We start from the raw sequence: 16039 nt of genomic DNA, 5'->3' as shown, positions 1-16039 counted from the left end.
TTTTTAATATGGATTGAATTAAAAGTGTGATTTTTAGCAAGGGATAACGTAATGCCATCAACAACCAGATTGTTATTGAATGTTGTTAAGTTGCCATTGATCTCTATAGTTGATGATGATGATATGAAACTTGCAGAATTAGCTAAATTTAAATTTCCTGGAACTCCCAAATGGCTGTTAACTAATGTGAACGTGCTGAAAACTTCAGGATCAGTTAATTTGATATAGGCATTTTCAACCAGAACTTGCTGTTCGCCGCTTATCCCAGCAAGCAATGTATAATTTGTATCGGCACTTTGCCCTTTAATTTGCAACTTGCTTTGCGATGCATCGATTTTATTTTTATAGTAAATAGTTCCTGCACCACCGTTTTGTGTACTCCCCGTTCCACCTGATGCCACTACCTTTGTGGTGACAATTCCCGATAATGTTTCATAGTGAATTGCTATTCGACCACCACCAGCACCACTACCATTGTAGCCAGAGGTATAATTGCCTCCATTTGCTTTGATTTCTCCATTACCTGTTGAGGATAATAACGATTTAACATCCAGCCAAATTGAACCGCCAGCGCCGCCACTCGTTGTACCATTATTACCATTAGCTAATATCTTTCCTTCAAGAGAAAAGTTTTCAGCTTTGATTTTTATTGCACCGCCGCCATTAGCGTCACCGCTTTGGCCGACAGTGATAGGCGCCTGATAATTGCCAAAAGGTTCTTTAGCTATCTCAGTGCCGTAATTACCACCTTTACCACCATGACTACCGCCGACTCGATTACTGAGTGTAGGGTTATAAATCTCTCCTTTTCCTGATACATCTATGCGGCTACCCTGATCTATAGAGATATCTTTAGCGATGATTGAAATATTTTTATTAAGATTTGCATCAGTGAAAGGTGTAGTTAATACCGCACCATTTTTTAGTTCGATATTATTGAAAGTATGTTCACCACTTATTGAAACTGTTGTTCCATCGATAATTATTTTTTTATTGTCAAAAGTAGTATCAGAAGCACCAATAACAATAGGTTGGAATATTCGGATTTCATTTTCAGAAATCGTTTCATAACCTGCAACATAAGTCCCCGACATAAGAGAAAGCGATACTGCATTGCTATAGATATCTTTGGAGAAAATTGCTCGTTCTAACTTTTTCTGAGGAACTATAAAGTCCTCAGTGTAGCGTGCCACGCCTCTGGTAACTCGTAAATCATCGATATAGCCAAACCAATGTCCAGCTGTTCCGTCCCAACTATTTATTCCAACCCGGGTTCCATTCAATGAAAAATCCATAGCGTCAATTTTGGATATTTCTCTTTCTTTTTTTCCATTAACAAACAAACTGAATATATTATTTTTACGAGTTACTGCAACGTGATACCAAGTATTAAGGTTGATTTGGGTTTCTGATTCTAAAATGGATTGATTGGTAGCCAGGTTAAAGCCACCAAAACCAATTTTTCTTCTTTGCGAAACTACAGGAGCATTCGCTCCATAAACCATTAAAAATCTTGCACCCGTTGTATACGTTGTCGACGTGTGGTTTGCAAATAACGTGCTATATGCATTCGAATCAGCGGTTTGGTAGAACCAGGTTTCAATTGTAAAATCACTGGTTTTAAAATTCAGTTCAGGATTTTGCGCTAACTCTAAATAATCTCCATTGCCATCAAAATAACATGAGGATACGCCATACATATATTCCCCTTGTGATTGGATAACGTTACCCCTTGGAATAAAAGTTTTCGGAACGAAGGATGAATCGCTGAAGATTTGTGAGGTATCTTTTCCATCGCAATTTGCTAATAGGGATACATTTCTCCAATACTGATCACCAACCAGTGTCGGCAATTGTGGAATCTGTGAAGGAACAAACGCGCCGGTATATCGATCAATACCTCTCGTCACCCTCACATCATCAATATAACCATCAAAATAATCGCTGGCTGATGGTGAAAATTGCTGGGCACCAATTGCTAGCGTGTTTTCGGTTCCAGATGCATGGCTAATATTTGCGGAAGCTTTTAGTTCGCCATCCAGATAGACAGATGTGGCACTACCTATTTTTGTAACTGCAATATGCTGCCAACGACCTGCAGCTAAGCCGCTAATTGAACCGAGATTTGATGACGGTCCGTCTACACGTAACGCTCCATTTAAATAGTAAATTCTTGTTCTATTGGAGGTACTCGTGCCGACTTGAAGAAAATGTGGGGTGCTTCCCAGTGTTCTGGGGTAAATCCAAAATTCAATAGTCCAATTATTTGTATTGAGATCAAAATCAGCACCAGGCCTTGTTAGTAAATAATCACCATTACCATCAAAGCCGATCGCCGTGGGATTGAATTTCACCTGGTCACTCACTTGCTTCGCATCACCAAAAGTCGTGATGCTTTTGGGAGATGCTGAAGAAAGGTCTACGAATGAATTACTTCCAGAGATTTCATTTCCCGAAAGCTGGAAAGCGACTTTACTAAAGTAAGGGTCAGCATTTACATCTGCGGCAATAGTTTCTAATTTTGTCGGCGTAAAAGAAGCTCTATAACGCGCAATGTTTTTAGTAATGCGCAAATCAGAAATTTTTCCGTTAGCCTCAGAAAGAAATTGAGGATAACCAGGCACAAATGTTCTGCCCACAAAAAAAGGTTGATCTGTTGCTGTCCATGCAATATTTGCCGTTACGGTACCATCCAATTTTCCGTTGACAAATAATCGAGCATTGCCGCCATCAAAAGTAACTGCAACATGAACCCATTCATTAAGTGGCAAATTTGTTGCGCCAATTAAATCAATTGAATTGCCTGCACCAATACCACGAAGAAATCTCAACCTGCTAGCTGAACCATTACCTGAACCTGATACAAAAAATTGTTGCCCACCTTCCCCTACATTTGCACTTTGCGACACAATCGGCCAGCCATAAGTTGGCAAAGCGTTCATATATATCCATGCTTCAATAGTTAATTCCGTAGGATTTCCATCCAGAGGCTTTGGCGATATAGTTAGGTAATCGCCATTCCCATCAAATAATCCACCCAAACCGCCTAATGGAGATTGCGCAAAAAATTGCTTGGCATCACCAAATACTGTTATTTGCTTTTCATTCAATGAAACGTCTTTAAAAACACTATCTCCTGTTAAATCCAACGCATCAGGGGTAATTGCAGTAATAACATAATTGACACCATACCCATACTCTCCACCGGAAACTGACGTTGTAAGGTCAGATGAGTAATTTGCAGCAACAATCCGAATATCCCCATAATTCATATAAAAAGTTACGCCGCTGGAATCAATAACTTCATTCTTCTCCAGATAGCGCCAATACGGTTCCTGAGGGTGTGGAATACCATTGGTATTGTTATTAAAGAAATAACTATTTGTTGAATCGTTTTTTACCCATGCAGGAAAATAGAAGGAACTGCCCCAATATCCTGGTGCATAAAATATATATAACCCGAATGTTTTACTCTCTGAAGCACGAACATACCCGGAGGGACCTCCGCCTGCATGCCAGTCACCACCGGATACAACTGAAAGATAGAGAGGCTTACCAACGGAGCGCACACTTCTCGGATTATCAAAAAAGAGAGAAAGAGAGTTCTCTGGTGTTACAGGTGCAACATTCCCCCTGTCGGTTTTCTTAAATAGCGTCGCGTATTGGGAAAGGTTTCCCTGTACTACATATTTACCTGGTTGAACTTGCTGAACAGTCACACCCAAAGCCTGGAGCTCCAAACTTTTTGCGCTATCTGCTTCTACAAGCAAACTATTTTCAGGCAATAACGCATTGGCTAACGAAGTGGCAGTCAACGCAAAACAAAACCCCAAGAACCCTATAATAGAGCGGATAGAAAAACCGTTCACAAACATATTTCCTATAGTTTTTAAAAAATTTAATTTCACTTTAACTTACTGGGATACAACAAATTCATTTGCTGTCGAATCAAATTTCCAGCGCATGTTTTCATCGGAATGAAATAAAGAACCAGCGATGTAGTTAAAATATTCGCTATCAAAAACCTGCTTCGATGAATCCACCAACACCCAACGATTCCCATCATAAAATTCAGCCCAGTCGTGATAATCAGTGGCATTGATTAATGAGCTTTCACCGGGAATCCAGAAACCACTGATGCCTCGTGCTGGAATACCGTTGGCGCGCGCGAGGGCGATAAAGGCATACATAAATTCAGTGCAATCGCCGGTTTTATTTTTTAACAGATAGGCTGCGCCTTTGCTGTCTGCGGTGTAACTGGACAGTTCGATATTATTCACCAGCCATTGGTGGATATTTTTGGCGGTATCGGTTGCAGTTTTTCCTTTTAATTGTGCAGCCAGTTCTTTTATTTCTTGTGTTTCGGTTTCGATGTATTTCTGTGGTTGCAGGTATTCAGTCGCTTTATCCAATTTTGTTTTAGGTTTATTAGTTAGTGATATAACTAATGTTAAATCAATAATCTTTGCGGAATAGGGCGTAATATTTTTTAGCGGGAATTCTATCGAGCGATTATCAGCATCAATAATTTGATATTCATAAGATGAATTTATTGATTGAATGGATTGCACACCGTCTATTTGCATTGGGACAGCCGCAATAAAACGAGCGTCAGCGACGAGTTTTTCCGAATCATTTTTTATAATGTAGTTAAAGCGCAACAACTTTTCCGTAGAGGCATAGTGAGTTTGCGTCGCGAAAAAAGTATAGGCTGCACCAATTAACGATAACGTTATTATCACGCTAATAATCAGGTACTTATTTTTTTGCACAGAAGGACGCCTCCTGTGGTTTGGTACGGCTGTATTCGATTAATTGGTCTCGCCGCAATTGTGCTACCAGCGTTTCAATTCCGCCTTGCAGAAAATAGAGGTTAGGAAGATGTTGATTAAATTCCAGCGTCGCAGAGTCTGCGGGTGAACCGATATAAACTACGGGGTCGTAGCCACCGTCGCTAGCACCGATAACTATGTCGGCCACATTGGAAAATGTATTGGCGGGAAGGAGGCGATGCTCAGAAAAACCCAGGGCATTTAGTTGGGAGGATGCAGCTTCCGTTGCGGCAACAACGGATACATGGCCATTAAAATATTCGTAAATAAAATCAGCAGCAGACACGGGCTGCCTTTTGGGTTTCGGTTTTTTCGTGTTGATTTGATCCCACTGGGCAATACCGCCCACCAGGATCTTTACCGACGCGAAACCCGCTTTTTTTAACGTTGCACACGCGGTTGCTTGTTGCACACGGCTAAAGCTTTCGCCCAATAGCAATAATGAACGGTTAGCAAGAAAATCTTTTAGCTTTAATTCATCAACGGGGATATTCCAGGCGTTGCTGACCGGTGTGTCGGGATTATTGCGGATATCCACAAGCTGATAGCTTTTAATATTTTTTGCGATGGCGGGGTAATTCGTGAGGCAGGAATAATCCTGGACAGGTTTGTTGCTGCCAAAGAACCGCTCAAGTTTGGATAAATATTCCGGAGAGGCACTACATTCCGACGGGGATGACGAATCCTGTTGCGCATAACACACAACAGATATGAGGCCTAAAGATAAGGCAAATAACGTATTTGCCCAATAGTTAATAATTGAATTGCTGGCTGCCACCCAGGAGTTCCCTTTGTCCATTGGCTATATAACTTTTATATATATAAAAATTTCTTTAAATATTTTATTGTTGTTTTGCGCAAAAATCAACCTTGTGTGAGAAAAATCTCATTTCGATTGAAGGTAAACACGGAGGTTTTGTTTTAAGGCTGCAATTAAAAATACGCAAATTCCATAAGGGCTGCGTAACGGGTGTAAGTTACAGCGAGGTTAATTCCCGGTTGGTATCTGCAATATATTTATCAAAACTGTCTACCGGCATCGGGCGACCAAAATAATAGCCCTGGTATTTGAAGCAACCTTCCTGTTCCAACCAGTCGCGCTGCTCTTTGGTTTCTACACCTTCAGCTATCACTTTTAACTCCATGCTTTGCGCAAGACGAATGATCATGCGCGCGATAGCTGCATCGTTGGGGTCGGTGAGGATGTCGTTGACGAAGGATTTATCGATTTTTAATTCGTTGATAGGTAATCGTTTTAAATAAAACAACGAGGAATAACCGGTGCCAAAATCGTCGAGGGAAAATTTAATTTTGTGATGCTTCAATGCATCCATTTTGGTGATGATGTCTTCCGGATTATCGACCAGCATGGATTCCGTTAATTCCAGTTTTAACCTGTGCGGGTTAGCACCGGTGCGCGCAATAATTTGCAGCAATTGTTCAACAAAATTATGTTGCTGGAATTGGCGCGCGCTCACGTTAATGGCAATACTCAAGTGCCTTGTTGCCGGCTCTTGTTCCCACAGCACTAATTGCTGGCAGGCAGTTTCCAGAATCCAGTTACCGAGCGGAATAATTAAACCCGAATCTTCTGCGAGCGAAATAAATTCCAGCGGCGATACTATGCCGCGCTGTGGATGGAACCAACGGATTAATGCTTCCGCACCCATGACCGAACCACTGGCATTGATTTGCGGCTGATAAAATAATTTGAATTGTTGTTGCTGTAAGGCTTCACGCAATTCGTGTTGCAAGGCAAAGCGTTGGGCGGCGATGGATTGCATTTCCGGATCAAAAAAACGCAGGGTATTCCGGCCCGCGGCTTTGGCATGGTACATCGCCTGGTCTGCTTGCTTGAGTAATTCATCGATAGGAACAGATGCATCGCCAAATAAACAAATACCAATACTGGGTGTATTAAAATATTCGCGCAATTCCAATACATACACTTTATTAAGGCTGGCGAGAATTTTTTCTGCAATTTGTCGCGCATGGGTTGCCGCTTCATTGCGATCCGTGCTTAAACCTTCCAATACGATGACAAATTCATCGCCACCCAGGCGCGCTACTGTATCTTGTTCACGCACCGAATGACGCAAACGCTCAGCAACGGAAACTAATAATAAATCGCCGATGTGATGGCCGCGGTTGTCGTTGAGGGTTTTAAAATCATCAAGGTCGAGAAACAATAATGCTCCCAGGCGGCGCTGGCGCTGGCTGGTTGCAATGGCGTGTTCCAGGCGATCTTGTAATAAACGGCGATTGGGTAAATGCGTAAGTGGATCAAAGAATGCAAGATTATGAATACGTTCTTCGTGTTGTTTTAATTCGCTGATATCCGTGAGAGTAGAAACATAGTGGGTAGTTTTTCCCTGCTCGTTTTTAACCGCTGCGATGGTTAACCATTCCGGAAAAATTTCACCACTGCTACGGCGGTTCCAGATTTCACCGCGCCAACTTCCTTCACTGGTTATCGACTGCCACATATCCTGATAAAAATTTTTATCATGGCGACCCGATGCAAGGAAACGCGGATTTTTACCAATCACTTCATCAGCGTTGTAGCCCGTGATTTCACTAAAGGCTTTATTTACGCGCATGATGTTACCCTGGGGATCGGTAATCATCATGCCTTCGCGCGCTTCAAATGCGGTGGCCGCAACACGCAATTCTTCCTCGGCCAAACGGCGCTCGGTGATATTGCGCGCAAGCACCAGAAAGCGTGCGCTGTCATAATGCTGGTCGATTTTGCGCGATACGGATAATTCAAATGTTACGGTACCACCCGGCAAATCTACCGAATAACATTTGCCGGCAGAAACACCGCTCGCGTGTGCTTCATCAAGCGCTTGTTGCACTGTTTCAATAGCTTCCGGAGGTAAAAAACGACGGAAGTTTTCACCCAGGAATCGCTCCGGCGGCACAGTTAATAAATCGGGTTGGTTCGTGTGGTAACTGTGGATGACACCCTGTAAATCGATATCAAATAATAAATCGGGAATCGCATCGAGCGTTGCTTGCAGATTAGCGCGCGCATTTAACAATTCGCGTGTTTGTTCACTGACCGCATCTTGCAAACTCAAGCGGCGGCGCTGCAATTTCACCATCAGGTAACTTTGATAAGCGAGTAAACCGCTCACCAGAAATGCCAGGAGCGCCTCACCAATAATTTGCCAATTGTTTAACCAGCCGGTTTTTGGCGAGATGCTGAGCGTCCAGCTGCCATTAGGTACATCAAAGGATTTTTCCACCGGATCGATTAATGCTTCGGCCCCATTGGCCACAATAATTTCCGGTGCACCGGTCTCCGCATCATTGCGCCAGAGCTTGTAGGCGATTTCGCGGGTATCCAGCTGTTGGAAGTTGGCCGCCTCCAGCAATTTATCGACCCGGATAACAACGTTGGTGAAGCCCCAAAAGCGGCGCCCGCCGCCAGGTTCATCGAGATATACCGGTAGCCGCGCAATGGCCCCCGTACCACCTTGTACCAGATTGATTGGTCCGGCCAGTGTCAGTTGGCCGGAATCGCGCGCACGAATGGCCTCCTTGTCCTGGGTCGCATCTTCGAGCGGGTTAAAACCAATCGATTTTTCATTACCTTCCAGGGGATAGACCTGGCTGACAATGCCGTTAGGTGAAAGGCTGATATGGGAAACGCTGGAAAAATAGGGCAGGAGCTCACGGGCCACATCATCGAACCGGCCAGTCGATCCCTGGCCGAGGCGCACCATAGCTGCCATGGAATAATTGAGGGTAAGGGCCTGGTCCAGGCTATCGCGAATCAAAAACGCGTGATTGGTGGCGATATTGAACATATCTGCACGTTTGGCTGCATGCTGGTTTTGCGCCAATGCCCAAATCACCAGCGCCGACAAACACAGGCTTACCAGCAATACCACTAGCGCCAGAGCCTTGGGGCGACGCAGCAAAAAGGGAATTGTCTCTGGCATAGCGAGGGCTGATCCGGCGAAGTGAAATAAGGTTAGTGCTTACTATAGCAAACAGCTGGGCCAGGTCAGGGTTTGTGGCCTGATTTCGCCTTATTTAATAGCTAAACCCGAGAACTTCCCATTAATTCGCGCGAAACCCGCCCGCATCCCTATAATCCACGCTGGGTTTAATGTCCGGATTCACACTGAACAGGCCTTTTTGACGAGATGCGCTATGGAATTTTTCAAATATCATGCCTTGGGCAACAGTTATATTGTATTGCGCGCTGCTGATTTCCCTGTCTCCAGCGACTTTTCCTGTGGCGGAAATAACGCGCTACTCCAGCGGATTTGTAACCAGAATGTTGGTGTTGGTTCTGACGGTGTGCTTCTGGATTGCACGACCGATACTGATACGATTCCACAGCTACGGATTTTTAATCCCGACGGCAGTGAAGCGGAAAAAAGTGGTAATGGCATTCGCATTTTTTGCCGTTATTTGTGGGATCAGAAACGCGTTGCTGATAAACCTTTTTACCTCGATACCAAAGGTGGTCGCGTGCAGGCGCTCGTATTCGCTGATGGCAATCAAGTGCGCGTGGAAATGGGGCAGGTAAGTTTTCATAGTAAAAAAATTCCCGTGCGCGGCGCTGGGCGCGATGTACTAAAGGAAACTATTGAAGCAGGCGATCAAACTTTGGTTTATTCCGCCGCGACAATTGGTAATCCGCATTGCGTAATATTTACTGATAATCCCACTGAATCATTGGCGCGGGAGCTTGGCCCGCTATTGGAAAATCATCCACAATTTCCCAACAGGACCAATGTGCAATTTGTGAAGGTATTGAACAAGCGCGAAATCCAGGTAGAAATTTGGGAACGCGGCGCCGGTTATACATTGGCCTCCGGTAGTAGCAGCTGCGCAGCTGCAGCAGTTGCGCACAAACTTGGTTATTGTGGCCCCGATATTTTGGTACACCTCGCCGGTGGCGATATCACCATCAACATCGCACCGGATTACAGCATCACTATGGCGGGCGCTGTTGCTCACATCGCCACGGGTGAAGTATCACGCGAATGGCAAAACGATAAACCACACCATATGCGCTAAACATTCACCCGCTGGACGTTTGTTTTATGTAATACCAATAAACCCGTTGCGCCAGCCACAATCAATGCGATGGAAATTATTTGCGCCTGGCTCAGGGATATGCCAAGGATTTCATACTGGTAATTGATGCGAATAGTTTCGACTAACCAACGAGCTGCGCTACTGAGAATCAGGTAAACACAAAACAATTGGCCAGTAATTTTTAGTGAATGCCGTAATTGCCACAGTATGGCAAAAATGAATAACGCACCGGCTACTTCATATAAAGGTGTTGGATAAACACCGGGCGCAGGAATATCGACCTGCACAACATTATTTGGATAAGTTTGTGCCCATAACCAATCCGGCAACCAGTGCGGTTTTAATTCCATTGCCGCCGGTTTGCCCCAATCGCCATCGCCGGAGAACTGGCAACCCAAGCGGCCAATCGCGTAACCCAGGGACAGTGCGGGTGCAACTGCATCCAACATCGGTAATATGGCGATATTTTTTTGCTTCAGAAAAATGACACCGGCTAAACAGCCGAGAATCAAACCGCCATAAATAGAAAAACCGCCCGTGGAAAAAATGACCTCCATGGGTTCACTCAGTAAACGTTGCGGTTGTTCAATGGCATCAAATAATTTTGCGCCGAGAATGCCAACAATAACGGTGACAAAACCTAAATCTGTTACCAGGCTTTTGGGTTCTTGTCCGCGCAAGTCTACTGTATTCAATACAAAGGCGCGGCGCTGTACTTCAATCCGCATAACATGGATCGCCGCAAAAATAGCAATTGCTACCAGCGCACCAAATGTTGCGATGGGCAGATGGATATCGGTGCCGAGAAGATCATTAATAACATCGGTGATATAGGGATAAGCCATAGGTCAATCCATGCGAAAAAAATTTTTACCAATAAAGGGATGCTAATCCAAAGCCACTGACAAATAGCAGCGCGCTGCCGATGACGCGATAGAAAACTACCGGGTCCGCTTTGATCAGGCGTTCATGAAACGTTAATCCGAAATAATGGCCAATTGCGGTAGCGGGCAATAACCAGAGATGGGCTTGCAACTGCAAATCCACACCGGCTATGAGGAAAGCCACCATTTTTATACTGACTAAAATAAACCAGAGTACAAATAAGGTATCGCGCAATTTTTCGCGCGCGACATGGACCATATACACCGTCATTATCAGTGGCGCGCCGATCAAGGAAGTTCCGCTGATGTAAGCACCGAGTGATAAAAAAATTCCATCAGTGACCGGATGGGAACTTTTAAAGGGTTTATTCAAAATATACGTGATTGAATACACCGAAATAATCACAAAGATAATCGCACTCATGATATGCGCCGGAATGGTTAACAAGCCGGCCACTCCGATTAATTTCGGAATGATCATAATTTTCATGGATTTTTTAATATACGCCCAATCCACTGTTGAAGGTTTTACTTCAGCAAGATTGCGCTTGCGATTGTTTTGCCACACGGTCAATGTTGAAAACACTAGCAAATGCACGGCAACAATGGGCAAATATACCAGCGGGCGATTATCCACCAGCAGTAATAAGGGCAGCGACATCATCGCACCCCCAAAACCCAAACCGGTGCGCACAAACCCGCTCCACACAAAAATCGCAAATACCAACACCAATTGTGTGAGGGTCAAATCAGTCATTGTTGCTGCTCATTCAATACATGAGTGGGTATGATAAAGCAGATCAACACATCCCAATAAAAAAGGGGCAGAAAATTCTGCCCCTTTTTTTCGCAAGCACTTTTGTCTCATAACAAAAGTGTTTTACGACATTAGTTACACACGACACCGCCGCCGCCAGTGCCCTGGCTGTTACAGGTACTGGTGGTGATACAACTTTTGTTGTTCTCCCAACCCCAACCACTCGCGGTGGAGGTACAGATCGGGTAACGGGTGCCCCACCAGTTACATTGGCAAGCACCGCCGCCCGTGCTAACGCTACTGCTGCTACGGCTGCTGCTTACCACGACCGGTGTACTGCTGTTACTGCTACTGCTGGCGGTGCCGCCGCCATTACCACCGGATGGCGCAACTGCACGGCCGGTGGATGGATCGATCCTGCCCGGGCACAAACCTTTGTTGCGCAAGGTAGAAGCGATTTGTGCGATAGCGGCATTGGTGTTGGTGTAGCTGCCGTCGTGCATCAGGATGATTTGGCCGTTTTGCAATTGGTTAACTGCATTGACGATGGCCGATGCAGAAGCGCCGTTCCAATCTTGCGAGTCAACATCCCAGGTGACTAAACGCAGGCCTGCCGCAGTGGCGGCTTGCTGGATAGTAGAGTTCACTTCGCCGTAAGGGGGACGGAACAGGGTAGGTTTGGGTGCGCCGGCATTCTGGATCGCCTGGTTGGTGCGATTCAGCTCATCCGCGACTTGGGCCTGGGACCAGCTGGTCATGTGGGAGTGGGTATAGCTGTGGTTTTGCACGGTGCCTACACTTAATTGTTGCGCCATCAAACTGCCGTTAGTCGCCACGTTATTACCCTGGTTGAACCAGGTTACCGGGGTCAGGTTATGTTGCTTAAGCAAGTTAACCAATGCAGTGGTGTTGGAGTTGGGGCCGTCGTCAAAAGTGATACCCACATAACCGGAGCAATTGTTGCCCCCACCGGTATTGCCGGAACTACTGGTGCTGGTGCCGCCGCCGGTGCTACCACCACTGCAGTTGCCACTGAAGCAATCGTAGGTGTAGCCAAAACCGATCACGCCGTTACAGTGCATCAACTCGGAGTTGCCACCGCCACCGCAAGAACCATTGGCATAGAGGGCAGTGTTGTAGTCCATATCTTCCGCCTGGCGGGTTTCGCCATTGACCTGGATGTAATCCACAACGACATCGCGACTGCCGCCATCGTTATCGTATTGCACCTGGATGTCGCCCGATGCAGTACCGGTGTAGGACAGGTTCTGGAAGCTGGTCGTCAGGTTCCAGCTGGCAACGGTGTTGCCACCAATACGCAAGTTGATATGTTCTCCACCAGCCACACCGCGTGCACGAACAACCACACCGCTACCGGTATTGCCGCCGCCATTATTCGCCGAAGAACTGGAGCTGCTGGTCACTGGTGTGCTGCTGGTGGTACCGCCGCCGCCAGTACCTTCGCTCACGGTAATATCGGAATTACCGGAACTTTGATAACCCTCGGTCGCCAATACCTGATAATCATGGTTACCCAGATTCAGGCCTTTACTGGCCCAAAAGTTGGCATGGTTGGCAAAGGTGATAGTGCCAGAGATATTGCCGAAACCCTTCTTGGGATTTCTCACGCTGAAATATTGATAAAAAGTCGAGCTGTTTCCCTCAATAGAAGGCTGGTTGACCCGCTGGCACCGACGGACGTTGTAAGTAGCACCATCACTTTGGAAACTACCGTAATCAGTACCACCCGAGCACGATGCCGGGTTGTAAGAGCCATAGCTTTCAATCACGTAATATTCAATCAGCGGGCTTTTGGTCCAACCATAGAACGCCAGGTAAGAGTTTTGGCTATTGCTGACACCATAATTTCCCGAATAACTGACAACACGTGAACTATTACCAGGATTCCATCCTTTGCCGCCAACCCAATTGTTGGTGTTATTAGTCCACTGGGAGGTATAGCGGCCACCGGCACCCAAGGTCATAGTGGCGCTGCCGGAATCTTTCCAGAAGGTGTAATAAAACCCGTTGTTAGTTCCAGTGCTATTGCTTGATAAAGTTTGGGCGCCAGCGGTAGTTACGCCGAACGCAGCTGTGCAAACGAGCGCTGTCAGGGCGCGTTTGCCGGTAGTGAGGATTTTCATTATTAATCTCCAGGATTTTGCCTCTCAACCAATACCGCCTATAGAGGAGGAGGGCCGTTGAGGACTGGCCCTGTTCGTTGCGAACAGGCGTTTAATCGAGCGCCATACTTCGTTGCTGTTATTATTAAAAAACGTATTAAAAAACACTGCCTGGCGGCTGCGATGGGCACTTTTTTAACGTTTGCCAGTGCTTATTGTCAAATAAACCATATAAATATGGTCTTGTTAACCATATGCTTATGGTCTTTATAACAATAAAGCATTGCAAAAGCGGTATTGGTTAGCAGTTTTTGTTAATAGGGCAGGTTAGATAAACAGAGATTCGGGCCCAAAAAATGCTTCATCACAGTAACAAAAACGCCACTTTTTTTATTGATAAACATTCTTTTTTACTGGAAGCTAAAATTGCGCTATTGCGCAGCGATTGGCGGCAATTCTGCGACAATATCTGCCATTGTTACGTGCATTCGTGCCTTTTTGCTGAGCATTTGCAGGTTATTAGCCGTATCACCCGCCAGCCAGCGCACCGATTCATCCGGATGTTCGTGTAATTTATCCAGCGCATCAAGCTGCCCCTCATTAGCGGTATTGCGCAAAGCGAGCAATGCATCCAGCAGCACCGAAGTATCTTTATCTTTCAGCATTGGCAGGATTATGTTGGCTGCACCCTGGTAACGGGTCTTCCCCAATTCACCCAATATCTGGCGACGCTCACTGATAGCCGAATTCGCCAGCTGCTGTTCCAGCGCTGCGATGTAGCCATCCAGCAATTGGTTATCCCCCCGCGCTGACAGTACCTGCGCAATCACCCGTTTAAATCCCGGATCGGTTTGCGTGGGATAAAGCCATACCAGCTCCTCATCGCCCAGGGCATCGCGGTTTTCAACCAGGTCGGCCACCACCTTGGAGGCAATCGCAAAATGTTGTGCATCAGGATTTTCTGCCGTGAAATCGCGCAATTTTTCACTGAGTGTGCGGGAATCTCCGACAAAACGAGTACTTAGATCCTTGATTTGTTGCTCAACTGGCGAAAGTGCAGTACCCGGCCCAACCCTGGCGATTGTCGCTGCCCGCACTTGTTCCTGCTGCGCGAGTATTGATTCCAATTCCTGCACCCTGCTCTCCAGCGTCTCATTTCGATGGTGGGAAATTACCAGCAAAATACATAAGCAAAGCAGGATGATGACAGCGAGGATAACGCTCAGATAAAGGTATTTTTTGGCGATACTCATGGGGATACTGCACGTATTTATTAGGAATCCAATTGCGCTTATGGCGCTTCCATGATTGGCAATTCGGCGACAATATCCGCGCTGGCAATGCGAGTACGGGCTTTATCGCTCAGGTTTTGTAAATTGCTGATCACATCATTTGCCAGCCAACTCACCGACAGATCAGGATGGTCCACCAGCGCCTCTACCAAACGAATGTGGCTTTGGTTACCGGTCGCACGCAGCGCCAGCAGGGCATCCAGTTTTACGCCGATATCGCTATCTTGCAGCAGTGGTGCAATTGCATTGGCAGCGCTGGCGTGATGGGTTTTTGCCAGCTCGACCAACGCTTTCTGGCGCACCGCCGGGTTGGTATTTTTCAAATCCGTTTGCGCTTCGCCAATTTGTTTTTCGATCAGGCTGTTATCGCCGCGCGTGGACATCACTTGCGCAATCACGCGTTTTAAATCCGGATTGGTTTGCTGTTGGTACAAATTTTCCAATGCACGGTCAGGCAGGCTTTCGCGATTCTCCGCCAGATCAAACACACTTTTACTGGCAATGGCGATATTTTCCTCACTGGGTTCCAGCGCCAGTAAATCGTTTACTTTGTCGGAAAAAGAGCGCGGATCACGATCAGATGTGGTGCTCAAGGCTTTTACTTTTTGGTCGTTATCGGCAAGGGTTTCCTGTATTGCCTGTGTATCATTATTTATTTCGGCTGGCAGATTTTTTTGCAAATTTGAAACCGGAGCAGAATCGCCAGCGCCATCGGTATTTGATGGCTGTTCAAATCCAAACGCAAACGCACGCACACTGGCCAGTTCCCGTTCTTTTTTCGAGAGCAATAATTCCAGTTCAAGAATTCTATTTTCCAGCGCCGCCGTTTGTTCGCGCTGCGGTGAATCATCCGTCATCAATGTAAGTGCGCCATAAGTTAAAGCCGCACCAATTAATGCAGGGAATAAAATAATCTTTTTGGATGTAGCAATGGTATTCATCTTTATGACTCTCATTATTTTTATTGAGGTATCGATGAAAATGTTAACTATCGATTAATGCAAAATAACTTATTTGCGAAGACTAACTATTAACTCAAGGCTAACTATCAGCTAAAAAGGGGCGGAAAATCCACCCCTTTTTTCTCATT

The 16039-nt window shown here is 45.7% G+C and carries 10 protein-coding genes; 1 reads left to right on the top strand and 9 read right to left on the bottom strand.

Translation table 11 applies throughout. The annotated features are described in order from the left end of the window. The 4 genes from A596_RS15005 to A596_RS23810 all read right to left on the bottom strand — a co-directional run. Positions 1 to 3908 (bottom strand): LamG domain-containing protein (locus A596_RS15005; protein ID WP_152600197.1); only part of this gene is annotated, 3908 nt, incomplete at its 3' end. 6 nt (positions 3909 to 3914) lie between these two features. Further along, positions 3915 to 4772: a transglutaminase-like domain-containing protein gene (locus tag A596_RS15000; RefSeq protein WP_039916173.1), complete on the bottom strand. Its 858-nt coding sequence runs from the start codon at positions 4770 to 4772 to the stop codon at positions 3915 to 3917. Further along, positions 4759 to 5610 carry a rhodanese-like domain-containing protein gene (locus A596_RS14995; protein WP_039916171.1) on the bottom strand — a complete coding sequence of 284 codons (852 nt, stop codon included), beginning with the start codon at positions 5608 to 5610 and terminating at the stop codon, positions 4759 to 4761. Before A596_RS14995 ends, A596_RS15000 begins: the two co-directional genes overlap by 14 nt. Before the next feature lie 199 nt (positions 5611 to 5809). Then, positions 5810 to 8782 (bottom strand): bifunctional diguanylate cyclase/phosphodiesterase, encoded by a 2973-nt coding sequence (locus tag A596_RS23810; protein WP_039916169.1) that lies wholly within the window; start codon positions 8780 to 8782, stop codon positions 5810 to 5812. A 214-nt stretch (positions 8783 to 8996) separates the two neighbouring features. Between A596_RS23810 and dapF the strand changes: the two genes are divergently transcribed. Continuing rightward, positions 8997 to 9872 (top strand): diaminopimelate epimerase, encoded by an 876-nt coding sequence (dapF, locus tag A596_RS14985; protein WP_039916168.1) that lies wholly within the window; start codon positions 8997 to 8999, stop codon positions 9870 to 9872. On the opposite strand, the gene A596_RS14980 is transcribed toward dapF, so the two are convergent. The 5 genes from A596_RS14980 to A596_RS14960 all read right to left on the bottom strand — a co-directional run bounded on the left by A596_RS14980 (position 9869) and on the right by A596_RS14960 (position 15890). After that, positions 9869 to 10738, bottom strand: a complete 870-nt coding sequence (locus A596_RS14980) for a prolipoprotein diacylglyceryl transferase (protein ID WP_039916166.1) — start codon at positions 10736 to 10738, stop codon at positions 9869 to 9871. The genes dapF and A596_RS14980 overlap by 4 nt on opposite strands. Before the next feature lie 25 nt (positions 10739 to 10763). Continuing rightward, positions 10764 to 11534, bottom strand: a complete 771-nt coding sequence (locus A596_RS14975; protein WP_039916164.1) for a sulfite exporter TauE/SafE family protein — start codon at positions 11532 to 11534, stop codon at positions 10764 to 10766. 131 nt (positions 11535 to 11665) lie between these two features. Next, entirely contained in the window at positions 11666 to 13678 is a 2013-nt protein-coding gene (locus A596_RS14970; protein WP_039916162.1) for a glycoside hydrolase family 11 protein, read from the bottom strand. Positions 13679 to 14088: 410 nt separating this feature from the next. Continuing rightward, complete coding sequence (locus A596_RS14965) at positions 14089 to 14910, bottom strand: HEAT repeat domain-containing protein (RefSeq protein WP_152600196.1); 822 nt, start codon at positions 14908 to 14910, stop codon at positions 14089 to 14091. Positions 14911 to 14948: 38 nt separating this feature from the next. Further along, complete coding sequence (locus A596_RS14960) at positions 14949 to 15890, bottom strand: HEAT repeat domain-containing protein (RefSeq protein ID WP_039916159.1); 942 nt, start codon at positions 15888 to 15890, stop codon at positions 14949 to 14951. Positions 15891 to 16039 lie beyond the last annotated feature (149 nt).

Source organism: Cellvibrio mixtus subsp. mixtus J3-8, assembly GCF_000766945.1.
Classification (GTDB): Bacteria; Pseudomonadota; Gammaproteobacteria; order Pseudomonadales; family Cellvibrionaceae; genus Cellvibrio; species Cellvibrio mixtus_A.
This window is presented reverse-complemented; position numbering and strand designations above follow the sequence as displayed.

Coding starts and splice junctions, on each gene's coding strand:
- A596_RS23810 (WP_039916169.1), bottom strand. CDS start 8,782: ATGCCAGAGACAATTCCCTTTTTGCTGCGTCGCCCCAAGGCTCTGGCG.
- dapF (WP_039916168.1), top strand. CDS start 8,997: ATGGAATTTTTCAAATATCATGCCTTGGGCAACAGTTATATTGTATTG.
- A596_RS14980 (WP_039916166.1), bottom strand. CDS start 10,738: ATGGCTTATCCCTATATCACCGATGTTATTAATGATCTTCTCGGCACC.
- A596_RS14975 (WP_039916164.1), bottom strand. CDS start 11,534: ATGACTGATTTGACCCTCACACAATTGGTGTTGGTATTTGCGATTTTT.
- A596_RS14970 (WP_039916162.1), bottom strand. CDS start 13,678: ATGAAAATCCTCACTACCGGCAAACGCGCCCTGACAGCGCTCGTTTGC.
- A596_RS14965 (WP_152600196.1), bottom strand. CDS start 14,910: ATGAGTATCGCCAAAAAATACCTTTATCTGAGCGTTATCCTCGCTGTC.
- A596_RS14960 (WP_039916159.1), bottom strand. CDS start 15,890: ATGAATACCATTGCTACATCCAAAAAGATTATTTTATTCCCTGCATTA.